Raw genomic sequence first — 25,352 nt, 5'->3', positions numbered from 1 at the left:
CCTCAACACTCCTCCACATAGCAAAACGCCCCCAAGTGTGCTTGTATGCACGTAGCACACAGAGGCCTGGGGGAGAAGTTGTTTGTATTATATCATATACGTAAAAAAGCGCAATATTTTACGTAAAAAATCCGTAATATTTTACGCATACAAAGCGCCCCATCGACCACTGATATCGTCGATGGGGCGCTCTTTTATACATCGTTACATATTCAATTTTACTTCCCGCCGAACACTTCATTCATCAGTGTGAAGACGGTTTCGTCCTGCACGTGAATGCCGGTCTGCGTGATATCAACACCGTCCTTGATCGTATTGACAGAGGGCGGTGCATAGGAAATCTCTGCCTCGGGGTCACGGCCGAAGTGGCTGCGACGGTCAAGCGAGGCATTCTCGTAGGCATACTCATCGGGGATCATCTTGCTCGCCTGAGTGAGTGCCTGATAGTAGTCGGTATCGGGGACGTACGGCCCAATATGGAGCGCGGTGGCATTCGCGGGATCCTGCACAAAGCGATAGTTGCGTGCAACGCTGTCACCATCCGGTGTTTTATCCTTATCCGCGAGCTGATACCGTGAGCCGTCCGGACGCTGATACTGCGCCTTGTCCGACGCACGATAGTAGCCGTTGATGACGTAGTCACCCCAGCGCAGTTTCCCGTTCGGCGTGTCGTAGTAGATCTCACCGGGAAGCGCTTCACCGTTGACACCGGTTTCATAGTTCGATCCACTCGGCGTACCCGTATAGCTGTTGGGCAGCCCCTCGTTGATCCAGCGCGTCTGCGGGTCGGATTTCAGATGAATGTCCTTCGGTGTGATCTTGCCATTGCCAGTGGTATTTTTCACCGTTTTCCCATCGGCATCCACAATCTCATAGTTGGCAGCATCCGTGCCGGAAAGCGTAAGGCTGTAGTTGACATTCATATCGTCTACCATGCCGTGACCGTTCTTCCACGCGCCGTCCTTCCATGCGACGTTCTTGTCCGCATAGAGTGCCGTTGTCGCGTTACGAACGGTATTTCCTGCGGTATCCGCCGCGACAAGCCCATCCGCCGCATCGTATTTATTCGCTTCTGTTTCATTGTAGTGACGGAATGTGATCAGCCCGTCGCCGTTCTGCTTGACAAGATTGCCCTCGGCATCACGCGCCTTGCCGACAACATCCTTTGTGCCGTCGTACTCCTTCGTCAGGTAGCGCGGCGTCTCGGCGATGATCTTGCGCTTGGTGATTGCGCCGCCGCCCTCCGCTGAAACAACGCCGTCCCATGATCCGAAGTCAAAGTTCCGGTTATTGAGCCGCACCTTGTAATCCACGATCTTGCGGTCAGCGGCATTCTTGTCCGGCGTGCTGCCATTCGGACTCATATACGTGCCCGTGACCGACGCAATGTCCGACTTGAGCATCTTGTTGAACTTCCAGCGGCTGTCGTCCTGCAGATTGTCAATCGCGTGATCCACATTGGAGGTGCCGTCGTACTCCCGCACTGCATCCTTGAAATTCAGTCGGAAGTCGCGCTCGCTCACCTTTGCCTTGTTGATCCGCCCCTTTCCGTAGCCTGTTTCGTCGAACTCGTAGTTCTTCGCATTGTCGCCGAGAATCGTACGCAGAGCATCGCCCATATTGCGGTACTGGACGGACTTATCCGGTTCACCCGCCTGACTTGCATTCGCGTCGGGCGTAAAGGAGCGATCCGTCGAGCCGTAGCCATAGTCGCTCGGGAGCGTCAGATCATTGCCCGCCCCATCTTGCAGAATCAGCTCATTGCCAAAGATACGCGCGTGATCCTTTTGCAGCGTCTTTCGCGTATCGCTGTCCGTCACAAACGTCGTCGGCGTATCATCGTTCGTACTCGTCGCATCATAGGATTTGTTGACATCGCCAAACGTGAGATCCAGACGGCGCGGCGTGATCTCATTGTTGCGCGTCGTCAGCTCCGAAATCGTATTGCCGAGCGTGTCGACAATCTCATAGTCACCCGCGTGCGCCGCGTCAACGCCCACATTGTAGGTAACCTTCTTGTGTTTGCCCACGTTCTTATCGTCAAAGGTCGCGGTCGAGATGTTCCGCACGCCGTCATTTGCGAGGAGTCCGGTATCGCCGTCCTCCGTGCTCATGCGTACAATGCTGTCGCCATCCGTGACGCGCGTGCCCCGACGATACGTCTTGATGCTGTCATCGAGCGAATCGTAGACCTTATTTGTCCCGTCATAGACCTTCGTCAGCTGTCCCGGCGCATATGCCGTAACCTTTCGCTTCGTGATGACACCGTTCGCCTGCTTCGTGAGATCACCCGAGATGTCGAAGTTTCCACCCGTATAGCTCAGCCCGTAGGTCACGCGCGGCTGTGCGCCGCCCGCCACGTGCTGCGTATCATAATGGGTGTACGCCTCATCCGCTCGGATCGTCAGATCGTTCCGAATGTCGATCGGCGTACCGTCAACATTCACCGTCGCGCTCGTGAGATAGTTCTTGAGCGCATCGGGCGTATTCTGCCCGTTGTACTTGACTGCGCGCGTGCCGTCGTAGACCTTCGTCGCCTCGTCAAACGTCAGTCCGCTCGTAATCTCATTCGCAGTAATCGGACGGGGATTGATCTTCCCCTTTCCGCTGAGCGTATCGCCGTCGATGCGGTAGTTCCGTGCATAGCCCGTCGTATCGCGCGTCGCATTGTCGGCAAAGGCATTTTGGAGACCGCTGTACGCGATATCCTTATCGACAACAGCACCGTTTCTGCGGCTGACATTCGCATCGGAGTAAAGACCGTCGATCTTGTCCGCCGCCGTCTGGTCGAAGCCGAAGGACTCGCTGCCCACAAAGCCGCTGAGTCGGAACTTGCCCGCCTCGGGATGCGGCAGCGTGCTCATCCCATTCGGACGCACGACCGTCCGCGTGCCGTCGTAGAGCTTGTCGATGTTGTCCACGCCGACCGTCAGCGTCTTCTTGTAGATATCTGCCTTGCCATTCACCGTATTCGTGAGCGGCTGTCCGTCGATCTCATAGTTCGTGAGCCTTGTCGCATCACCCGAGAGCGTCAGCGTATAGGCGACATTCTTCCCCGCCGTTGCAGGTGTACGAGCCTCCGCCTCTGCTTTGGTCTCTGCAGAAGCGTTCTTATCGTCATACTGCCCTGCCACCGCGAGGTGAACCAGTCCCCGGTCGCGCTCGACAATCGGCGTCAGGTTCTCATTCGCCATCGCATTGGCAAACACCGTATTCGTTTCTGTAAACGTATCCTCGCCGTCATACTCCTTTACAAGATGCTTCGGCAGCATAGTCGCAAGGTTGCGCTTCGTGATCTCATCACCCGTATGGTGAATCGTGCGGTCGTGCCCGCCGTTGAACTCAAAATTCTTCGCATTGATACGGACACCGTAGTCAATGCTCGTCGAGGGGGAGGCATTCACATCGGTATACTTCGCCGAATTCAGTTCGATATCATCCAGATTGATCGGAACTGTATTGCCGCCGCCGAGATCGAGTGTGCTCCCCCGGAAATACTGCTTGACATGCCCCAGATCGCTGTACGAATTGCCCGCATTGTCATGCCAGTACACGGTATCCGTGCCATCGTACATCTTCGTGGCTTTACTGATATTGAAATCAAAGTCATTGACACTGACCACGCGCTTGCGGATCGTGCCCTTGCCGTATGCTGTATTCGCAACGGTATAGTTGTTCGCGTTCGTTCCCGAGAGCGTGCTGCGGATGTTCGTGTACTGCACATCCTTGCCGTTCGGGACAACATTGCCGTCCGCGTCGGTGACAACATTCGGGTCGCTTTGGAACGTCGCGTCTGTATTGCCGGCACCGTAGAGACTCCCGACATTCGTCATATCGAACGTCGCATTCGTAATGTTGTCCGCCGTGAGCGTCGCCGCCCCGCGTCCGTCACTGTCCGCCGCCACAATGCTGTTGATGTTCTTTGTGTTGTTGACCGCCGTCGTATCATACGGCTTGCTCACATCCGCAAAACCAAGCGTCAGCTCGCGCGGCGTGATCGTACCGCGTGCGGAGAGATTCAGCCCCGTCTCGGCGTCGACCGTGGTCACACCGTCCGAGAGCTTGTAGTTCTGTCCGCCGTTCGCGGCATCAATGCTGACACGGTAGGCGATGTCCTTCGCGGCAACGTTGCCGCCGCCGTCGCGCGCAACATTCTTATCGGCAACACCCGCATTCACATAGTTCGCCCGGATCGTCATCGTTGCGCCGTCGTTCACCGACGCACCATTCGATGTACGCACGAGCTTATTATCGTCCGTCGTGCCCGCCGCATAGGTGACATTGCCGAGCGCATCGTCATCCGTGAATGCTTTGTATTTGCGCGCAGCAGTATCCACAACCCCCGCATTCGCATCGTAGATCTTGTCGATGCCCGTCTTCTGCGTAAGGTCGAGGTTCAGCACGCGGCGGTCGATCGTGCCCGTATCCGTCATCTCGAACTCATTCCTGCCCGAGATTTCGATGTTGTTGTTGTTCAGACGGAACTTATAGGTGACACCGATCCCCGTACCCGCATTGGAGCTCGCATACTTCGTACCTGCGGTATCGATCTCGAGATCGCCGCGCAGATCCGCCGTATGCCCGCCGCCGAGATTTGCCGTCGCCTGCGTGATATAGTTCTTCACCTGATCGGACGCACCCGAGCCGTTGTACTTCACCGTGCGCGTACCGTCATAGACCTTGTGGGCGCCCGTGGTGGTAAAGGTGATGTCCGACGTATTGATGTTCGCCTTCGTGATCGTACCCGTACCGTAGACATTCGTCGCAAAGTCATAGTTGTTCGCGCCGAACACCGTGCCCATCGCCGTGCCGATGCCCGCGTACTGCACGGATTTGTTCGTGCCCGCGTTCGGGTTGGCGGCAAAGGTCGCATCCGTTGTGCCCGTGCCGTACTGACTCGTGACACCCGTCAGCCCCGTGATCGTTGTGCCGCTGACATTGCCGCTGCTGTCCAGAGCAAGCACTGCCGCATCGGCAGACGAGACACGCGGCGTGATACTATTGTTCGTCGGCGTCCCATCATAGGACTTCGTAACAGGGTTAAACGTCACATCCACCGTACGCTTCGTGATCATATTGTCGTTCGTCGAGAATGCACCGCTGCTGTTCACGCCGCCATATTTCAAGTTATAGTTGCCCGCAGCCGCGCCGTTCATGGTCAGCGTATAGTTGACCTGCTTGCCCGTGCCCGCGTTCTTATTTGCATACTGCGCCGTTGTCGTATAGGTCGCGCCGTCGTTGCCCGTCAGCCCCGTCAGCGTGAGAAGGTTGTTGAGCGCACTCCCCGTGATGGGGTTGCCGCCCGCGTCCTTCACCGCCGTCGTCGCATCATAGACCTTCGAGAGCGGACCGTTGACCGTCACATCGACATCCTTCGGCGTGATGACACCCGTGCCGCTCGCAGTAAGGCTGCCCGAGCCAAGCTGAATGTTGTTGTTCGTGCCCGTCAGCGCCATGTTGTAGGTGACGCCCTGCGAGGCTCCGCCGTTCACATTCGCCGTCGTATCGTACTGCGCCGAGGAAACAGCGAACTCATTCAGGATGTCGTGCCCGTTCCACATCGCTCTCGTGATGTAGTTCTTCACCGCGCTCGGTGCGGCATTTTCGTTGTGCTTGACCGTGCGCGTGCCGTCATAGACCTTCGTCGCCGGGTCCACCGTGAAGTTGACATCGCCGGGGTTGATCGTCGCACGGTTGATCGTGCCCTTGCCGTAGCCGTTCGCTGCGAACTCATAGTTGTTCGTACCGAACACGGCGCCCATCGCCGCACCGATGCCCGCATACTGCACGGATTTGTTCGTGCCCGCATTCGGGTTGGCGGCAAATGTCGCATCCGTTGTGCCCGTGCCGTACTGACTCGTAACACCCGTCAGCCCCGTGATCGTTCTGCCGCTGACATTGCCGCTGCTGTCCAGCGCAAGCACTGCCGCATCGGTGGACGAAACACGCGGCGTAATGCTGTTGTTCGTCGGCGTCGTATCATAGGTCTTCGACACATCGGCAAACGCCACATCCACCGTGCGCTTCGTGATCGTATTGTCGTTCGTCGAGAACGCGTTGCCGACAATGTTTGCGCCATTGCGTTTCAGATTGTAGTTGTCCGCAGCCGCGCCGTTCATGGTCAGCGTATAGTTGACCTGCTTGCCCGTGCCCGCGTTCTTATCCGCATACACAGCCGTCGTCGTATAGGTCGCGCCGTCGTTGCCCGTCAGCCCCGTCAGCGTGAGGAGATTGTTGAGCGCACTCCCCGTGATGGGGTTGCCGCCCGCGTCCTTCACCGCCGTCGTCGCGTCATAGACCTTCGTGAGCGGGCTCTTGACCGTCACATCGACATCCTTCGGCGTGATGACGCCCGTGCCGCTCGCGGTAAAGTTGCCCGAACCGAGCTGAATGTTGTTGTTCGTGCCCGTGAGCGCCATGTTGTAGGTGACACCCTGCGAGGCTCCGCCGTTCACATTCGCCGTCGTATTGTACTGCGCCGAAGAAACCGCAAACTCACTCAGGATGTCGTGCCCGTTCCACATCGCGTTCGTGATGTAGTTCTTCACATCGCCCATGGCGGCGGATCCGTTGTGCTTGACCGCCCGCGTGCCGTCGTAGACCTTCGTCGCATTGGTGGTGCCAAAAGTGACATCGCTAGGGTTGATCGTCGCACGCGTGATCGTGCCCTTGCCGTAGCCGTCCGCATCGAACTCATAGTTCGACGCATTCGCGCCGAGGGTCGTCCCCATCTGCGCGCTGAGTCCCTGATAGCGGACATCCTTGTTCGTGCCCGCATTCGGATTGGCAGTAAACGACGAACCCGTGCCCGTACCGTACTGGCTGTTTAACGTGCTGAGGTTCGTGAGCGCGTTCGAGCCGTTCACAAGCCCCGCGCTGTCGGTGTTCAGCACCGCCTTGTCCGCCGCCGAAACCATGCCCGTGATCGACGTGTTCGTCGGCGTCGTGTCGTAGGTCTTCGTCACGTCTGCAAAGGTTACATCCACCTTGCGCTTCGTGATCGTATTGTCATTCGTTGAGAACGTGCCGCTGCTGTTCGCGCCGCCATATTTCAGATTGTAGTTGCCCGCAGCCGCGCCGTTCAGCGTAAGCGTATAGTCGACCTGCTTGCCCGTGCCGACATTCTTGTCCGCGTACACAGCCGTCGTCGTATAGGTCGCGCCGTCGTTGCCCGTAAAGCCCGTCATCCCGATCAGGTCGTTTGCATTCGTCACGACCGCGTTCGCGGAGTCCTTTGCCACGCCCGTGAGCGTCGTCGTCGCGTCATAGACCTTCGATACGGGGCTCTTGACCGTCGCCGTGACATCCTTCTTCGTGATGACGCCGTTGCCCTGCTTCGTAAATGTGCCGGAGCCGATCGTAAAGTTCCCGCTCGCTCCCGTATACTTCAGCGTATAGGTGACGCGGTTCGCCGATCGTCCGCCATCCACGTCCTTTGTGTCGTAGGTCGCCGCATCGACGCTCAGCTCCGGCAGAACATCCACCGTCGTGCTGTTGACCGTCGTCGTCGCACTCGCAATATAGTTCTTGACATCCGTCATCGCGGTGGAATTATTGTGCTTGACCGTCGTCGTTCCGTCGTATTCCTTCGTCGCCTGCCCGATGTTAAAGTTGATGCTCGACGGATTCAGCGCAAGCGGCGTGATCTCACCGAGACCGCGTGCGGTGGAACTGAGATTATAGTTTCCAGCATCCGTACCGCCAAGCGTAAGCCCCGAGTATTCGACCCAGTTCTTCTGCTCCGTGCCGCCCGAGGGTGTCCACGTTGTGCCGTCGCCGTTGACGTTCGCACTATGGAACGCCTCTGTATGCGTCGCGAGATTGACCACGTCACCCGCGATAGTCGCCCCCGGTGTAAAGCCGACCAGCCCGGCAGGAACATTCGTTGTGCGGTCATAGACCTTCGTCACCTTCTTGAACGCACCCGAAAGATCCTTCGGCGTAATCGTACCTGTCGCCGAAAGTGTGAGTCCACCCGCCGCACTCGTCGCGCCGCCGTCAAAAGAATAGTTGTTCGCATCGCCATTGATCGTAACCCGATACTGGATTGTCTTGTCGATGGGATTATTCAAGCCGTCGCGGCGCACATTCTTGTCCGCCACCGTACCGGCATTGTTCATATAGTTCGACGTGATATTGAAGCTCGTGCCGTCCGTCGTGACAAGCTTGTTCGCTGCGGTCGAACCCGCCGCATACTGCACGTTGCCCTTTGGATCCGCATCGGTCAGCGCGTTCCAGTTCTTTGTCGCAGTATTGTTGAGCGTGGTCTGACCATCGTATTCCTTGTCGATGCCCGTGCTCTGCACAAGGTTCAGATTCAGCGCACGGCGCGTGATCTCGCCGTCGCCCGATGCCGTCAGATTCCCGCTCTCAAGGTTTTGCCCGTTCAGCGTGTAGTTCCGCAGAGTATCGGCATCGCCCGATACCGTGATATTGTAGGCGACCTTGCGTGCGTCGGCAACATTTGCCGTCTCCGTGACGCCGTCCGTCTTCATGAACTTCGCGCCATTCCCGCTGATGGCAAATTGGATCTTGGACGCATCCGTGCCGACGAGCTCGCCCGTATTTGCCGTGAGTGTGCTCCCCGCAGGAACCGTATAGGCGCTCGTGCCGTCATAGACCTTCGTCGCCTTGCCACCGCTGACCTTAAACGTGTTTGGCGTGATGGCTTTACGGTCGATTGTCCCCTTGCCGTAGGCGTTGGCCTCCACCTCGTAGTCGTTCTGCGACGCGCTGAAGGCGTTCTTAAACGCCCTGTCCATAGCCGTATAGCGAACGTCGTGCGGTGTGCCGTTGCTCGCGTTGGCGTTCTCCTGGAAGGACGCACCCGTGCCGCGCCCGTAGTTACTCTTTGCCGTGCCTGCGGTATGCAGAGCATCCCACGCCGTTTTGAGCGCCGCTTCCGTGATGCCGTCGTCGGTCTTCATCTGCGCGATCACGGAGGAGGACGGTTCGTCCGTGATCGCCGTGATATTGCTCGTCGCGTTGTCCGATGTCGCGTCATAGGTCTTCGAAACGTCGCCCATCGTCAGCTTGAGCTTTCGCTTTGTGATCGTTCCCATATTTGCGACAGAGCCGAGGGTTGCAGTCAGGGTCCGGTTCGCGCCCGATCCGGCCAGTGTACTGATGACCGTATTCCCCGCATCGACGATCTCGTAGTCGTCGACGTACTGCCCCTTGAGCTGCGCCGTATAGGTCACGCTCTTTTTCTGCACATTGCCCGCAGGGTCGACGGCGACATGCTTATCCGCATAGACGGCGGAAGACGAATTGATCGGCGTACCGCCCGTCTCATCCGTGATGATCGACCGGAAGTCTACAACGTCATTGCCCGTGATCTCATTCCGGTTCCCGTCCGTATGTTTGTTGAGCCCGTCATAGACCTTCGTGATCTCCTTGCCGGCCGCCCGAATCTTGGCAGGGGTAATAGACCCCGCCGCCGTCGCATGGGCGGGATTCGCATCATTCACGGTCTCCAGATCGCGCGGCGTGCCTGATGGCCCAAATGTATAGTTCGTGAGAGGATTGTTCGTCGCATCCGACGTCTGCGCCACGATGTCATACGCGACGTAATGCGCCTCGGAGACATGGGTGGTCGGATCGTTGCCCGCCGCAGTCTTTGTAAACGTACCGTGCGTTCCGGTTTTCAGCTTAAACGTGACCTTGCCGTAGTCCTTTGCCACAATGCCGGTCGTACTGCCGCTCGCCGCCTGCGGCGTGACAAGAGATGCACCTGCTTCCAGCGCATAGCGCACGTTGCCGTCATAGACCTTTGTTGCGTTCGCCACCGTCCCGTCGCCCTTCAGCACCTGAAAGCCCGACGGATCGATCCGGCGGCGCGTGATCGTGCCCGTGCCGTACTGCGTATTCGCAACGGAATAGTTCCCGCCGAGCGAGTTGCTGATGCCCGTATACTTCACCGAACGGTTGCCCGCATTCGCATTCTCCGCGAACGTCGCCGCTGTCGTCCCGTCGCCATAGCGGCTCGTGACGCCCGCGACATTGACATTGCCGATCGAATAGCCGTCCGCGCCAAGCACAGCGTTGCCCGTCGTGCCGTCGCTCATACCGCTGAGATTGGTCGTATCATTGGTCGCCGTGCCGTCGTAGATCTTCGTCACAGGACCAAACGTGAGCGTCACGGGACGCGGCGTGATCGTGCCGAGTCCCGTCAGCGTCGTCGTCCGTGTGACTGTCGTCGTATTCGGCGCCGTGTCGAATGTATAGTTGTCCGACTCCTCTGTATTCGGCGTCGTAAAGGCGACGTTATAGGTCACGGTCTTCGCCGCGGGAACGCCGCCTGAATAGAAGACGTCCTTTGAGGCGTACGTCGCCGTTGAGTTATTCGTCACCGTATCGCCCGAGACAATGCCGCTCAGTGTGACGACGTCATTCCCCGTGATCGGATTCCGATTGCCGTCCGTATGTGCTGCGAGCGCGTCGTAGACCTTTGTGAGATTGTCCTTCTTCGTTGCCGTGATCGTCTTGGGCGTGATCTTGCCCGCACCCAGCGCGTTAAAGGTCTCATCCAGCCCCTTATGCACGCCGCTCATATCGACGTAATAGTCGCCGAGCTGGTACTCCGTCGGATTGTCCGACACACCTGTCACATTATAGGCGATCTTCGCCGCACTTTGAACGTTCTTCGTGGCCGTCGTCCCGTCGGATTTGCGGAACTGTCCCTTCCCGCCCGTCAGTGCAAAGGTGATATGCCCTTTATCCCGGTCGACGATGCCCGCCGTATCCGTTACGGCAGCTTGATTGGCGGAAAGGTAGAGGTTCGTCGTATCGAGCGCGTACTCGTTGTTGCCGTCGTAGACCTTCTGCGCCGAGGCTTCCGTGTTGTCGCTCTTTTTATAGACCTTGAATCCGTCGGTCTTCACCTCGCGCGGAATGATCGTGCCGTCGAGATAGACGTTCTCGCTCGTCACCGCCGTCTTTGTTCCACTCGCGGGCGTATAAAAGAGTTCGTAGTTCTGCGCATCATTTGCATAGATGCCGTCCGTGCGAAGTCCGACATTCTTATACTGAATCTTATGCGGCCCCTTATGCAGCTGTTCCGTTCCGGACGCATCGGTGTACTTCGGATTGGCGATGTTTTTTAGCGCAACTTTATCGAGTGTGTTGGAGTCATCGCGCATGATCGTTCCGTCGGACGTGCCGTCCGTCGGGCTGCCGCTCAGCGAAATGTTCGGCGTGCCGCCGCTTTGCAGCATGCCCGCATCCACAACGGTGCTCGTCCCATCATAGGTCTTGTTATCTGCGGTCTTTTTATTGATCGTGAGATAGAGCGGGGCTTTGGTAATTTTGACAGTTCCATGCACCCCCGTGAACGAGGTGATCGATTTGTAGTTCGCCGCATCATCTCCGGTATAGCCAATCGATCCGCTGAAATTGACATTCTTTGCGGTGCCGACATTCTTATCGTCCATATCCGCGTGGAAATTCGTCGTATTGAGATGAACGGAGCCGGCAGTAATATCATCGTCTGTAAAACCGTTGGCACTTACGCCGCCATGTGTCAGTGCGTACACAAACGCATCCTTCACGGATTTCTTCCCGTTATACATGCGCTCAGCGTTCAGTCCGCCGGTCACACTAACCTCGCGTTGGCCGATCGTAACGTTCGCCCCGCGCAGATTCGGGCCGTGCTGATCCGACCAGACGATCGCCTTCGTCCCCGCATTGCGGATGCCGTTCGTTTTATCGGCATTCGTTCCGGTATAAGCATATTCGTTGACTTTATTCGTATCAACGGAAGGCTCATATTTGATGTTTGTCTTATTACCGGGCACATCCGGCGCATCCGCATCAACGACACGCAGATACTTGCTGTTATAGGTCAGCCCGCTTGTGATATCCGCGCCGTTATTCGATTTCAGGGTGTTTGTCGCATCGTTAACAACAGTTCCATCCTCATTAAAGTACTTATAATTATATGTCGCCGTCGCGGTTCCATCCATAAACGCGGTCAGCAAAGGAGCGGTGCGCCCCTCATAGACGCGCCACGTTGCCCCGGGATCACCGTTGTTGTTGATGCTCCATCCGGCATAGGTATCAGAGGAATGCCCCTCTTTATTGAACGTTGTTGTTCCGGCAAGATCTGAGGAAACTTTCCCCGTCGTCTTGTCATAGCGGTAGACATGATCGGCATAACTCGTGCCGAGTGCGCTATGCGAAAATTCTACGCCCGTTGCATAGGAGTTTTTGATTTTTACATTCGACTCTTGATAAAGCGCATAGGCAAAATACGTTCCCGTTGAACCGCTCGCCAGTGTCGCATCACTATACGCGTTTTCGATGGTCGTCGTCTCCGTAGTGTTGGTCGGATGCCCCGCCCAACCGACAATGCCGCCGCCATCTCCGATGTGTACCTTGCTGTACGCAGTATTGAGCTTGGAATCCTGCAAATGCCCAACAATGCCGCCTATACCGCCTGCTTGCCCATCAATCGTGACGCCATTGTCAGTGTAGACGTTCTTGAGGGTCGTTCCTCCCAACGCCTCGCCCACAATGCCGCCGGCATAATAGTCCGGATACCCATACAGATTGGCAACGCCTTTTCCCTTGCCCATTATTTGTGCCCGATCGACGCCGACATTTTCAATGCGCGCGCCGGATACCTTGCCGAATAAGCCCGCATGACCAAGGTTCTGATCGGAGGCGGCACCGGACACCTTAAAATGCTTCACCTGAAAGAAATTTCCGTCGAATTTCCCGGTAAAGTCCGCATGTGTATTTCCGCCGATCGGCGTATGCTCATTGCCGGAAAGATCAATATCATGCTCGAGCATATAGTTGCCTGAGAGATTGTTATTGATGCTGTCCAGCTCCGTTTTATTGCCAACAAGCTGATAGTAATTATCTCCTGCCGTTGCCGCCGCACCGTTGACCTGATACTTCGTTGTCGCAGGCGCCGTACCTCGATAGCCGATATGCGCCGTGCCATCGTTTGTCGTATCCGTGCGGAGCACAACGGGGCTGCTGGTCACGGTTACATTCGCATCGTTAAGGAAACGAATGTTCTTGCCCACGACCTCGACCTTCGTCGCCGTGATCGAGCCCATATTGACGACATCTGCCCGTCCCGGTGCTGTCGTGTTAATCGGCGTACCGCCTCCCATAAAGGCCGCCTGATTCAGCGTCGCCGTATCCTGCGTGGAAACGTGGAGATTGCCGACGTTGACCGTCGCGCCCGCGCCGAAGATCACGCCGTTCGGATTCACGAGGTAGACGTCCTTGCCGCCCGTGATCGTGCCGTAGATCTTCGAGGTATTGCCGCCCTGCACGATGTTCAGATAGTTGTTGGTATTTGCCCCGCTGTCATAGCGTACGGTCTCGCCGCTGTTCACGGAATAGTCCGTCCATGTAATGACATTGTTCATGTTCGACGAGGTAATATCCGTCATATTAGCGACGGACTGATCGATCGACGCCCCTCCCTGTACGGCATACCCATCCGTGGGCGCGGCAAAGGAGACCTGCGGGATCAGAAATGCACCCGCAAGCCCTGCGAGCAGCGTATACTGCACACGCCGCCTGAGTTCAAACATCCGATATTCGCTCATGTTGCGCTCCCCTTATCTCTCAATTCACACATATATACTTACTCAGTATATCGAATATTATAGGTTCTTTCATAATAGCATAAGAACTGTATAAAAAGCAAGAAATCGCCCCAATGGTCCTAAGTCCATTAGGGCGAACGTTTTATCTTTTACTTGAGAAGGCTGAGTACGGCACTCGAGTTCTGATTTGCCTGTGCGAGCATGGCTTGTGCGGACTGCGTGAGCACGTTGTGCTTCGTATAGGCAGTCATTTCCTTCGCCATATCCGCATCTCGAATCGTAGACTCCGATGCCTGCACATTCTCAGACGCAACGACCAGATTGCTGCCCGTATAGTTCAGACGGCTCTGTACTGCACCGATGGCGACGGCTTGGTCTGTTGCCTTAATGAGGGCATTCTCGAACACGTTGATGGCAGCGTTTGCCGCCTCCTGCGTCGTGACCTGCACCTTAGGACCGCCGCCAACGACGTTAATCCCCGCAGAAAGCGTTCCATGGTCCCATGCTTTTCCATCCGAGGACTGAAGCCCCAGCGCCACGGAGCGCATATCGGTCATCCCAACTTTGACTGCTTGATTTGCCCGTGTCCCCGTTTGCAAGACGAATGCGTTATCCGGAGACGGATCCTGCGCGCGCACCGTTTCGGTAAACGCATCCAGCACGGCGTTGACCTCATTGCGCCTGTGCCCTTCGCTATCGGTAACGCAAAACGTCAGTCCCGACACCTGACCGGCCACGCCAGGGGCTGCTGCACGAATGGTGATGGCCGGCTGATTATCCGGTGTGTAGATCGGTTTCCCTACCTCATCTTGACCAACGAGCGAAGTAGCTTGATAGAACGTCGCGTCTGTATTTGTAATGATATTAACCGCAGCCAGCAAGTTATTAGTTGCAATGGGAGAAATGGTACCCGTATATGTGACCCCATTCTTAACCCATGATGCAGTGATGGAATCCGACGAATGAATCCCCAGCAGCTGTCCATCACGACGGCGCAAATTAACCAGTGCGCTGAACGGCCCCGTACTGGTCGCAAGGCTCATGTTCGTAAAGCTGGTTTTCGTTCCCGGGGCAAGCACCGGACCATTATGCGTTCCGTCAATCAGATACTTCCCGTTATACGTTGTGAGCGCGTTATCGTCGATCTGATCAATCAGATGATCGACTTCCTTCTGGATCAGCGCGCGATCCTCGTCCGTGTTCGTATCGTTCGCGGCGTTGATCGCCTTTTCCTTCAACGTCTTCAGGATCTCAATCGTGGACTGTACCGCGCCCTCAGCCGTGCGCATCATCGCATTGCCGTTGTCGGTGTTGGCATGATCCTGGTCGAGTGCACGCACCTGCACGCGCATCCGCTCCGAGATCGCCATACCCGAGGCATCATCCCCTGCACTGTTGATCTTCATGCCCGAAGAGACCTTCTGCAGACTCTTCGAAAGCGCACTCTCGTTCTTGTTGAGCGTATTGAGCGTATTCACCGCCGACATATTATTTTTGACCACCATCGCCATAAAGACTGCCTCCCTGACTGTAATCTATGGTTTTGTTCCGAAATAATTGCATAAAAGAGCATAGATAGCCCACTCTGAAAAATATATCGTCGAAATGAGGAGAGGACTTAACTATATAAAGCAATATTTTAATGGGATATGGATTCTTCGTATACGCCGCCGTCGACGTACTATAGGAAGCACTGATAAATTCAGCACCATCATCTTGACGCATCTTTTTTGCCCGCACTGTGTCGGCAAATCCTCCACATAGCTTTGACTATGCGTCCGGTTTGCCTCCTTGTTCGGACGAAAAAATCTACGCCAATCTGACGGACTTCATTTTATCAGCGATTCCTATAAAAACGCACGAATGGATTCGCTCACCTCTTTGGTTTCACAAAGCACTCTTGTAGAGCTGTCGCTCTGCCTGCGGAATCTCAAGCAAGTCCATCGCTTGTTCTGCTGATATTTTCAGCTTTGAAATCAGTCGACGAATACTATCAACAAGAATTTCCCTGCGTTCTTCCTTACGCGCTTCTTTAATCTTCATCTCATACGTCATGTAACTCACCGCCTCTCCTTCGATCCGCTTGACCTTCTGAATCTCCTCATCGATCTCCTGCACGAAGCGATCTGTCGACATTACGCCGTCGACGTACTGCAAAAACGCACGAATGGAGTTGTCAATCTCGCCAAGTCGCCCCTTTGTGTTGAGAAAAATCTTTCGAGCCCCATCGTTCAACCGCAAAGCTGCATCCTCGACACAGCGATTCTCAAAGGTGTAGAGATATCGCCCCACGCCAAACGGATCAAACGGGCAGATAAAGATGATGATCGTCGGATTCAGCGTATCATAGTCCGCACCTGCCGCGAGAAGATCAGCATCCATCATGGACTGATAGTAACGCGTCCGCTTGCTCAGTCCATCCCCCTCGGGCTTTCGCACCTGCATCTCGATGTTGTAGACAGTGCCCTGATCGTCCTTCACATAGACATCCAGCCGAATACCCTTGCTGTGATAACGTGCCGTAACTGTTTTCTCCGTCTCAAGATAGTCAATGTCCTCGATCTCAATGTGAAGAATCCGCTCAAGCATCTGCTTGCAGATCCGCTTGCGGCTCATGATGAGCTTGAACATATAGTCGTCACTGATGGTCAGCTCTTCCCACGGCTTGATCCGATACCCACTCATACGCTCACCTCTTTTCTCTATTTTACGAATTTTTGCAGGGGAGCGCAAGAAAAACACGCAGATAAATAATCTTTGATTGTCATACCTTATTCGGTCTGATAAAATATATGTAACAGAGGTGAAGAAAATGCCCGAAATCACAAGATTTTATGGTATTGTCATTAAGGAAGCACTGATAAATTCAGCCACGCCATCTTGACGCATCTTTTTTGCCCGCACTGCGTCGGCAAATCCTCCACATAGCTTTGGCTATGCGTCCGGTTTGCCTCCTTGTTCGGACGAAAAAATCTACGCCAATCTGACGGACTTCATTTTATCAGCGATTCCTTAAGATTTTCTTTCGGAACGAGCACAACCCGCCCCACATTCACGCAATTTATGGCGAACACAACGGGCTCTTTTCGATCAAGGATATGCAGATGATCGAGGGGGATCTCCCTGCGCGGGCTGTCAAATTGGTTCAGTAATGGGGCAGACCGTTTGCTAAAGAACTTCAGCAGATGTGGGATACAAAGCAGCTGAAAAAACTTCCTCCGCTGAAATGAAGCCTATCCTGTAAAGGAAAGGAGATAATCCCTATGCTTTCGATCAAAGTCACGAAGGTCATTCCTCTTGAGAATCTACGCCTTCTCATTTTCTTTGAAAATGATGTGAGCAAAATATTCGACGTGGCGGCACTTATGGACGAATGTCCCGAGTTTGAGACACTGCGCGATCCTGCGCTTTTTCAGTCGGTCACGATTGAACCCGGTGGCTATGGCATCGCTTGGACGGACGAACTCGACTGCTCGGAGGGGGAACTCTGGGAAAAAGGTGTGACAATACCTCTGACAGCTACGGACTTTGCTGCGGCTGTGCAATATGAACGCAAAACAAATATACAAAAAGCATCGTAAAAGATGTCTTTCCATGCAAAAACAGAGTAGTATATGAAATCACAAGGATTTCGTATACTACTCTGTTTATTTTGATTCTATGCAAACAGCTCCACCTGATTGCTCTCCATCATCCCATCCAAACATCCATGCGCACGCAGGAGTTCGATGGCAGGCGTTGGGATGTGAGCGCGGGTGGCGAGATCCTCGATGGAGATGAACCGTCCATCCTTACGCGCCTCGACGATTGCCTGTGCCGCTTTCTGCCCCATGCCGGGGAGTGCGGTGAACGGCGGGAGGAGGGAGTTTTCATGCAGAATAAATTTCTCCGCATCAGAGGCATACAGGTCGACAGGTTCGCAGGAGAAGCCGCGCAGGTACATCTCCCACGCAAGCTGCAACACGATGAGGATGTCCTGCTTCTTGTTGTCGAGCTTGCCGCGATGTTCGCGCGCCTCGGCGTTCAGCGCGTCGATGGCTGCCTTGACCGCCATTTTCCCCTTTGAAATAATATTCGCATCAAACTCATCGGCGCGGATGGAGAAGTAGGCGGCGTAGTACGCGAGCGGATAGTGCACCTTGCAGAAGGCGATGCGGTAGCCCATCATGACGTAAGCGGTCGCATGCGCGCGCGGAAAGAGGTATTTGATCTTCTGACAGGACTCGATGTACCACTCGGGGATGCCGCCCGCACGCAGTTTCTCGACGACATCGTTTGCAATCCCCTTGCCCTTACGCACGTTCTCCATGGTCTTGAACGAGAGAAGCGGATCGATGCCGTTCTGCATGAGGTAGTTCATGATATCGTCGCGCGCGGAGATGGCGTCCTTCAGCGTGCTTGTGCCCGCCTTGATGAGATCCTGCGCGTTGCCGAGCCAGACATTCGTGCCGTGGGAAAATCCTGAGATGCGCACGAGGTCGGCAAAGCAGTCGGGGTGCGAGTCGTCAATCATCTTCTGTGTGAACGAGGTGCGGAACTCGGGGATGCCGTACGTTCCCATGTTCGCGCCCAGTTCCTCAGGGGTGATGCCGAGTGCCTCGGTCGAGGTGAAGATGGACATGGTCGCGGGATCGTCGAAGGGGATGGTCTCGGGGTCGCGGTGGGTCAGCTCCTCAAGCATCTTGATGACGGTCGGGTCATCGTGCCCGAGGATGTCAAGCTTGACGAGACGTTCGCTGATGGAATGGTAGTCGAAATGCGTGGTGAGTGTATCCGACTCCATGTTGTTCGCGGGGCGCTGTATGGGCGTAAAGTAGTGCACGTCCATATCGCGCGGCACGACCATGATGCCGCCCGCATGCTGCCCTGTGGTCGCCTTGACGCCCATGCAGCCGCGCATCATGTGCTCGATGTAGGGGCGTCCCTTTGCCTCGCCCTGATCCTCGTAGTAGTGCATGGCGTAGCCGTATGCGTTCTTGTCCTGCAGTCCCGAGATCGTACCCGCGCGGAAGACGTTCATCTTGCCGAACAGGACTTCTGTGTACTTGTGCGCAATGGGCTGATAGTCGCCCGAGAAGTTGAGGTCGATATCCGGAACCTTGTCCCCATCAAAGCCAAGGAATACCGCAAAGGGGATATTGTGCCCGTCCTTCGTGAGCGGTGTGCCGCAGACGGGGCAGTCCATGGACGGCAGGTCAAAGCCGCTCCCGACGGAGCCGTCCTCGATGAACTTATTGTACTGACAGTGACGGCAGCGGTAATGCGGCGGCAGGGGGTTGACCTCGGTGACGCCGATCATGGTGGCGACAAAGGATGAGCCGACGGAACCGCGCGAACCGACGAGGTAGCCGTCGTTGTTCGACTTCTTGACGAGGCGCTGTGCGATGATGTAGAGCGCGGAGAATCCGTGCTTTAGGATCGGCTTCAGCTCAAGTTCGAGGCGGTCGGACACGACCTTTGGCAGATTCTCGCCATACAGTTTTCGTGCACGAGCGTAGGACATCTCCTGGATCTCACGGTCTGCGCCCGGCACGGTCGGTGCATAGAGTTCGTCGGGAATTGGGAGGAAGTGCTCGACCATGTCGGCAATCTTCCGCGGATTTGTGACGACGCACTCGTACGCACGCTCCGCACCAAGGTAGTCGAACTCGGCGAGCATCTCGTCCGTTGTGCGCAGATAGAGTGGCGGCTGACGGTCGGCGTCGCGGTAGCCGTTTGCCTTTTGCAGCATGGCGCGATAGACGGCGTCCTCGGGGTTGAGGAAGTGCACATCGCAGGTTGCAATGAGCATTTTGCCGAGCTTTTTCGCAAGAGCGTCGACCTTGCGGTTGATATCCCGCAGATCCTCGTCCGTCTGCATGGGGAATCGCTCATCGTACTTTAAAAAGTCGTTATTGTGGATGGGCTGGATCTCGAGGAAGTCGTAGAATTTCGCCATCTCCTCAAGCTCCTCGTCGGGGCGTCCCGCGACGATGCTGCGGATGAGTTCGCCCGCCTCGCACGCGGAGCCGACGATGATCCCCTCGCGGTACTGCGTAAGCACAGCGCGCGGCACGCATGGCCGTCCGCGTTTCTTCGTGCCGCGAAAGTAGCGGATGTGCGAGAGGGAGACGAGGCGGTAGAGGTTATACAGTCCCGTCTTGTTCTGTGCGAGAAAGATGATGTGATGGGCACGCTGATCCTCGGGCTTGTCGAGAAGGTAGCCCTCCATGCCGTAGATGATCTTGATATCCTGCCCCTTTTTCTTGAGGGCGCGCGCCGTGTTCATCGCCTCGGGGAATGCCTGCACAACGCCGTGGTCGGTGATGGCGACGGCAGGCCAGCCCCAGCGGGCGGCGGTCTCAACGAGTACCTTCGGCGGGACGACGGCATCGAGCGCACTCATCTTTGTATGGGCGTGCAGTTCGACGCGCTTCACCTCTGCCGTGTCCTCGCGCTGCGGCACAGAGCGCCGCTCCATCGCGTCGATGAAGAGGACGTAGTCGCTGATGAATTTGTCGTACTCGATTTTCCCCTGTATGCGGACGGAGCAACCTTTGCCGATTGCCTTGAGGATGCGCTCCACCTCGGCGTCGATGTCCTCCTGTGTGGTCTTGCCGCGCGCGGCAAAGAATTTCTTGCACGCGATGCCGTTTGTCTTGTCGGCAAATTTGAGCAGGAGGATGTATGCGCCCGACTTGAGCTGGTTCGCCTGCGCCGCAAAGATCTCGCCCTCAAGGACGATGTTTTTGACTTCGTCCTCAATGACCCCGAGTTCACGTGCCTCGCCGGAGACACCGCGCCCGAGGATGACGTTTGCCGGCAGTTCCTTGGGCTTTGCCCCCCTGGAAACACGTGCAGGAGCGACTCCTGCAGGAGATTCCTTTTTGACAGGCGCGGGCAGTACGGGCGGTATCCACTGCGGTGCAGCCGAATCGTCGCCGAGCTCGCACGCCATGCACACGACGCGTGCGGCACAGCCGACCTGCGTGCGGACAGCCGCCTCGATCCGCTTTGCTACGGCGCTCTGCGCAAACAGCTCCGCGCCGAATGTGCCCGGCGCAGAGAGGCGGATCACGTTGCCGTCGACCTCATACGCGGTCTGCCGCAGGGTGTGGAAGAGGACGGCATCCTCTCCCGCCGCCTCGCGTACAATGCGCTCCCACAGGGGGGCAACGGCGCCCTTCAGCGCGATGACGTTCTGCTGCACGAATGCGCCCGCGAGGGCGTAGTTCGTCTCGACCTGACGAGCAATCGCCGTCAGCAGTTCCTCATCGAGGACGGTGGGCGTTCCGATGACCAGTTCCCACGTGTTTTCCTCTGCCGAGACCTCGACATGACGCAGGGCGCACGCACGCAAAAGTGCCCGCTCCTCATCGGAGAGGGCGAGTCCGCGCAGCAGGCGCAGGAGCATATCCTCCGCACTTGGAAGAATCCGATAGGTCTTGTTCATTCGTCGTAGAGCCTCTTATACTGCTCCCTGTCCTCAAGCACGCGGCGCACGTAGAACCGCGTCTCGGGGTAGGGAATTGCCTCGATTTCGTCAAACTGCTGTGTCCAGTGAAAGCGCTCCATCCAATCGCGCACGTTGCCGCGTCCTGCATTGTACGCGGCGAGCGCAAGGATGTCGTTGCCGCCGAACTCGCGCTCAAGCTCGGCGAGGTACCAGACACCGTAGCGGATGTTGAGGGCGGGATCGTAGAGGTATTCCTCGGTAAAGGGTTCCCCCAGCTGCCGAGCAATCCACTCCGCCGTTGCGGGCATGAGCTGCATCAGGCCGAGTGCGCCGCCATCGGAACGTGCGCGCGGCTCAAACTTGCTCTCGTGCTTGATGACGGCGGCAACGAGGAACGGGTCTGTACGGCGGCTCTCCGCGCTGGTCTCGATGTAGCTGCGGTAGTCGTATGGATAGATCCAGCTGCGCTCGACCCACCCCCAGCCGCCGATGAGGACAAAGGCGATGACGGCGACAACGAGAACCTGCAGCAGCCACCAAAATCTGCGCCGCAGATTACGTGCGATCAACAATCCGTTCCCTCCAAAGTTTTCCAATGTATTCCCGTACTTCTTCCTGTGTCCCGCGGTTGTCGATCACAACATCTGCGCGTGCGCATTTCTCCGCGAGCGGCATCTGAGCGGCGATGCGTGCCCGCGCCTCGCCCTCACACATCTTTGGGTCACGAGCCAAGAGGCGTGCCAGCTGCTCCTCTGCAGGGAGTGCAACGACCCACGTTTCATCGGCGAGCGCGTCCCATCCTGCCTCAAAGAGCAGCGGCACATCGAGTACCGCTGCTCTCTCATTGTTTTCTCTTGCTGCCCGCAGCCGCTCCTCTGCGGCTGTGCGGATCAGCGGATGCACGAGGGCATCCACCTCGGCTCGCACGGCAGGATCCGCAAAGACGCGCCGTGCGATTGCCGCGCGGTCAAGCGTGCCGTCCTCCGTCACAATCTCCCTGCCGAACCGTGCAACGTAGGCGCTAAAGATCGGTTGGTTCGGTCGGGAGAGTTCATGCGCGAGCGCATCTGCGTCAATGATGACGGCGCCGAGCGCACACAGCTCCTTGCTGACGGTAGACTTGCCGCAGGCAATGCCGCCTGTCAGCCCGATGATCTTCAAAGCTACTTCGCCTCCGCCCAGTTCTTTCCCGTGTGCACATCCACAGCGAGCGGCACGTGCAGTTCCGCCGCCCCGCTCATTGCCGTGCGCAGGAGTTCGCTGACCGCGTCGATCTCATCTGCCATGACCTCAAGCACGAGTTCATCGTGCACCTGCAGGAGGATGCGACTCTTGACCTTTGCCTTACGCAGTGCCTCATCGGCGCGAATCATGGCGATCTTGATGAGGTCTGCCGCCGTGCCCTGAATCGGCGTATTCATCGCCATGCGCTCGGCGAAGGAGCGCTGCATAAAGTTCCGGCTGTGAATCGCGGGCAGGTCGCGCCGCCGCCCGTAGAGCGTGGTCACGAAACCATTCGCGTGTGCATCGGCTATGGTTTTGTCCAAGAACTCCCGCACGCCATGATAGCGCTCAAAGTAGCGCTCGATATAGCCCGCCGCCTCCCTGCGCCCGATGCCGAGGTCACGCGCAAGTCCGAAATCACTGAGCCCGTATACGATGCCGAAGTTGACCGCCTTTGCCCTGCGCCGCTGCTCGGCTGTGACCTCCGCGAGCGGCACATCGAACACCTCCGATGCGGTTCGGGCATGGACATCCTGCCCGTGGCGGAATGCGTCGATGAGTGTCGCGTCCCCCGACATGTGCGCGAGGATGCGTAGCTCGATCTGCGAGTAGTCCGCCGAGAGAAGTGCGTCGTAGCCCGCCCCCGGCTCGAAGAGGGCGCGCACGGCACGCCCCTCCTCCGTCCGCACGGGGATGTTCTGCAGGTTCGGATCGGAACTCGAAAGCCGTCCCGTCGCCGTCACCGTCTGGTTAAAGCTCGTGTGCACGCGTCCCGTCGCAGGGCGGATGAGTGCGCCGATCCCCTCAAGGTAGGTCGAGCGCAGCTTCGTCCACATACGATAGGTCAGCACCTTATCCACAATGGGATGCTGATCGCGCAGCTCCTCAAGCGTCTCGGCGTTTGTCGAGTAGCCCGTCTTGGTCTTCTTGACCTTGCCGCCGGTCGTGAGTCCGAGTCGTTCAAAGAGGATTTCACCGAGCTGCTTGGGCGAGCTGATGTTGAACTCCGTCCCCGCAAGTGTGTGAATCTCCTCCACCAGTGTATCAATGCGCACATTTGCCGCTGCAAGTTCGCGCTCGAGTGCCGCGCGGTTCACATAGATGCCCGTCTGCTCCATCGCTGCGAGCACGGGGACGAGCGGCAGCTCGACCGTCCGATAGAGCGCGGTCAACCCCGCCTCGTCCAGCGCCGTCTGCATGGGGTGCATGAGACGCGCCGCGAGCAGAGCCTCATGCACGGCGCGCTGCGCGCCGCACAGGTCGCCCGTCGCCTCCGGCAGCGTCCCAAGACGGGCAAATGCGGCGCGTTCGATGTCACGCTTGCTCTCCTCGGGACGGAGGAGGTAGTCCGCCAGCTCAAGATCGAAAACATTTGCGCTGATGGTCAGCCCCGCCTGTGCATAGCGCTTTGCGTTCCAGAGAACAATGGAGCGCTCTGCCAGAATCGCACAAACCTCGTCGTAATGTGCCGCATCCGCTGGCACAATGCGCTGCTCTGCGCCATAGGAAAGCGCAAGCTGATCGATCTGCACAAAGGGCGGCGTGCCGCTGAATACAGCACCGACGGCGATCTCCTCCGCCGTGCGGAGGGAGGCGATCTCGGCGGCAGTGAGTTCTGTCGCATCGTAGGACACCGGCGAAGCCTCCTCCTCCGCAGGGAAGAGCGACTGTTCCGTCGCTGCCGCTGCAGTGCCGAGATAGTCCGAAAATGCACGTCCGACGGTTCTCAGTTCATACGCCCCGCAGAACGCCTCGACCGCCCTGCGGTCGGGCTGCATACGAAAGCCCTCCGCCATATAGCGGAGTTCCGGTACTGCACATTCTATTGTTGCGAGCTGTTTTGAGAGGAGTGCCTGGTCGCGGTACTCCACGAGGGAGGTGCTGAGTTTTTTTCCACTGACCTCGGCAGCGTGGTCGAGGACGTTCTCAATCGTACCGTATGCGAGCAGCAGCTTCGTCGCGGTCTTGGGTCCCACGCCCGGCACCCCCGGAATGTTGTCCGAGCTGTCCCCCATCAGACCCTTCATGTCGATGAGGCGGATCGGCGCGAATCCGTACTCCTCCTCGAACGCAGCCGTATCGTAGCGGCGCGTGTCGCTGATGCCCTTTTTCGTCAGCAGGACGGTGAGATCTGGACGGATCAGCTGCAGCGCATCGCGGTCACCCGTCACGACGACGGTCTCCGCGCCCTGCTCCGCCGCCTGCGTGGCGAGGGTGCCGATGATATCGTCCGCCTCGTAGTCATCCATCTCGAGGAAGGGAATGCCAAGTGCCGCCGCCAGTTCCTTCAGCAGCGGAATCTGGGCGATCAGTTCCTCGGGCGTCTTGTCCCGCGTGCCCTTGTACGCCGGATAGAGCGCCGTGCGGAACGTCGTGCGGCTCTTGTCAAAGGCAATGACGATCTGCGTCGGTGAAAGCTCCCTGAGGAGCTTCACGAGCATCATCGCAAAGCCGTGCACCGCATTTGTATGAACGCCGCGCGCGTTCGGCGGGAGCTGCAGCGCGTAGAACGCGCGAAAGAAGAGGCTGCTCCCGTCGATGACGGCAAATTTCTCCCGGCTCACAGTCCGGGGTGATCCTCGTCCTCCAAACGCATGAGGACGAAGATGTAATCGGAGAGGCGGTTGAGGTAGCGCAGGTCAACCTCCGCCACCGAGCCGCGCCGCGCGAGCGTCCATGCGTGGCGCTCCGCCGCACGCGCCGTTGTACGCGCCAGATCGAGCATCGCGCTTGACTTTTTGTCACCGGGGATGATGAACTCCTTGAGTGCGGGCAGACTCTCCTCGATGCTCGCGATCTCCGCCTCAATCCCGGTAATCATCTCCTCCGTGATGTGCGGCGGCTTGTTGCGGCTCGCGAAATCCGCCATCAGCATGCCAAGCTGCTTCTGCACACCATAGATATTGTCCTTGACGCGCTTGTTTTCCGCAAAGGCACGCGCCATGCCGAGCGTAGAGCCGAGGCTGTCCACAATCCCGTACACCTCGACGCGCAGATCGTCCTTTGCGATGCGCTCGCCCGTAAAGAGGCTCGTCTGTCCCTGATCGCCAGTCTTGGTCGTGACACTCATCGTATGTTCCTCCTCTGTCTCTGGGAATCACTGATAACTGCGCCCAGCTATGCAA

The 25,352-nt window shown here is 57.2% G+C and carries 10 protein-coding genes; 2 read left to right on the top strand and 8 right to left on the bottom strand.

Annotation, left to right across the window (positions count from 1 at the left end; genetic code table 11):
* Positions 1-218: 218 nt before the first annotated feature.
* The 3 genes from C8273_RS03860 to C8273_RS03845 form a co-directional block, all read right to left on the bottom strand.
* Positions 219-13,568 carry a YDG domain-containing protein gene (locus C8273_RS03860; protein ID WP_106626483.1) on the bottom strand — a complete coding sequence of 4,450 codons (13,350 nt, stop codon included), beginning with the start codon at positions 13,566-13,568 and terminating at the stop codon, positions 219-221.
* A gap of 149 nt (positions 13,569-13,717) precedes the next feature.
* A complete protein-coding gene (locus C8273_RS03855) occupies positions 13,718-15,079 on the bottom strand; it encodes a flagellin N-terminal helical domain-containing protein (protein WP_106626482.1) in 1,362 nt (453 codons plus the stop codon).
* A 376-nt stretch (positions 15,080-15,455) separates the two neighbouring features.
* Positions 15,456-16,253, bottom strand: a complete 798-nt coding sequence (locus tag C8273_RS03845) for an Rpn family recombination-promoting nuclease/putative transposase (RefSeq protein ID WP_106626481.1) — start codon at positions 16,251-16,253, stop codon at positions 15,456-15,458.
* 332 nt (positions 16,254-16,585) lie between these two features.
* On the opposite strand from C8273_RS03845, the gene C8273_RS13030 reads away from it, so the two are divergent.
* On the top strand, positions 16,586-16,720 hold the full coding sequence (locus tag C8273_RS13030; protein WP_267895796.1) for a DUF4160 domain-containing protein: 135 nt from the start codon (positions 16,586-16,588) through the stop codon (positions 16,718-16,720).
* A 111-nt stretch (positions 16,721-16,831) separates the two neighbouring features.
* Positions 16,832-17,149, top strand: coding sequence for a DUF2442 domain-containing protein (locus C8273_RS03830; protein WP_106626480.1), 318 nt, complete (start codon positions 16,832-16,834; stop codon positions 17,147-17,149).
* Positions 17,150-17,226: 77 nt separating this feature from the next.
* Here C8273_RS03830 and C8273_RS03825 read toward each other — a convergent pair whose 3' ends face one another.
* Genes C8273_RS03825 through C8273_RS03805 form a run of 5 tightly spaced genes read right to left on the bottom strand, consistent with a single transcriptional unit; the run spans position 17,227 to position 25,297 of the window.
* On the bottom strand, positions 17,227-21,000 hold the full coding sequence (locus tag C8273_RS03825; protein ID WP_106626479.1) for a PolC-type DNA polymerase III: 3,774 nt from the start codon (positions 20,998-21,000) through the stop codon (positions 17,227-17,229).
* Positions 20,997-21,572 carry a lytic transglycosylase domain-containing protein gene (locus C8273_RS03820; protein WP_106626478.1) on the bottom strand — a complete coding sequence of 192 codons (576 nt, stop codon included), beginning with the start codon at positions 21,570-21,572 and terminating at the stop codon, positions 20,997-20,999. The genes C8273_RS03825 and C8273_RS03820 overlap by 4 nt, the downstream gene beginning before the upstream one ends.
* Positions 21,559-22,164, bottom strand: coding sequence for a dephospho-CoA kinase (gene coaE, locus C8273_RS03815; protein WP_106626477.1), 606 nt, complete (start codon positions 22,162-22,164; stop codon positions 21,559-21,561). The genes C8273_RS03820 and coaE overlap by 14 nt, the downstream gene beginning before the upstream one ends.
* Before the next feature lie 2 nt (positions 22,165-22,166).
* The gene (polA, locus tag C8273_RS03810) at positions 22,167-24,791 is read right to left on the bottom strand and encodes a DNA polymerase I (protein ID WP_106626476.1); all 2,625 of its coding nucleotides are present in this window, start codon (positions 24,789-24,791) and stop codon (positions 22,167-22,169) included.
* On the bottom strand, positions 24,788-25,297 hold the full coding sequence (locus tag C8273_RS03805; RefSeq protein WP_106626475.1) for a cob(I)yrinic acid a,c-diamide adenosyltransferase: 510 nt from the start codon (positions 25,295-25,297) through the stop codon (positions 24,788-24,790). The genes polA and C8273_RS03805 overlap by 4 nt, the downstream gene beginning before the upstream one ends.
* Positions 25,298-25,352: the final 55 nt, after the last annotated feature.

Source organism: Candidatus Centipeda massiliensis, from assembly GCF_900290285.1.
Classification (GTDB): Bacteria; Bacillota; Negativicutes; order Selenomonadales; family Selenomonadaceae; genus Centipeda; species Centipeda massiliensis.
The sequence above is the reverse complement of the archived record's forward strand: the minus strand, read 5'-3'. Positions and strand labels throughout refer to the sequence as shown.

What these genes read in the sequence shown, in the direction of transcription:
- C8273_RS03860 (WP_106626483.1), bottom strand. Translation starts at nt 13,568, where the DNA reads ATGAGCGAATATCGGATGTTTGAACTCAGGCGGCGTGTGCAGTATACG.
- C8273_RS03845 (WP_106626481.1), bottom strand. Translation starts at nt 16,253, where the DNA reads ATGAGTGGGTATCGGATCAAGCCGTGGGAAGAGCTGACCATCAGTGAC.
- C8273_RS03830 (WP_106626480.1), top strand. Translation starts at nt 16,832, where the DNA reads ATGCTTTCGATCAAAGTCACGAAGGTCATTCCTCTTGAGAATCTACGC.
- C8273_RS03855 (WP_106626482.1), bottom strand. Translation starts at nt 15,079, where the DNA reads ATGGCGATGGTGGTCAAAAATAATATGTCGGCGGTGAATACGCTCAAT.
- C8273_RS03825 (WP_106626479.1), bottom strand. Translation starts at nt 21,000, where the DNA reads ATGAACAAGACCTATCGGATTCTTCCAAGTGCGGAGGATATGCTCCTG.
- C8273_RS03805 (WP_106626475.1), bottom strand. Translation starts at nt 25,297, where the DNA reads ATGAGTGTCACGACCAAGACTGGCGATCAGGGACAGACGAGCCTCTTT.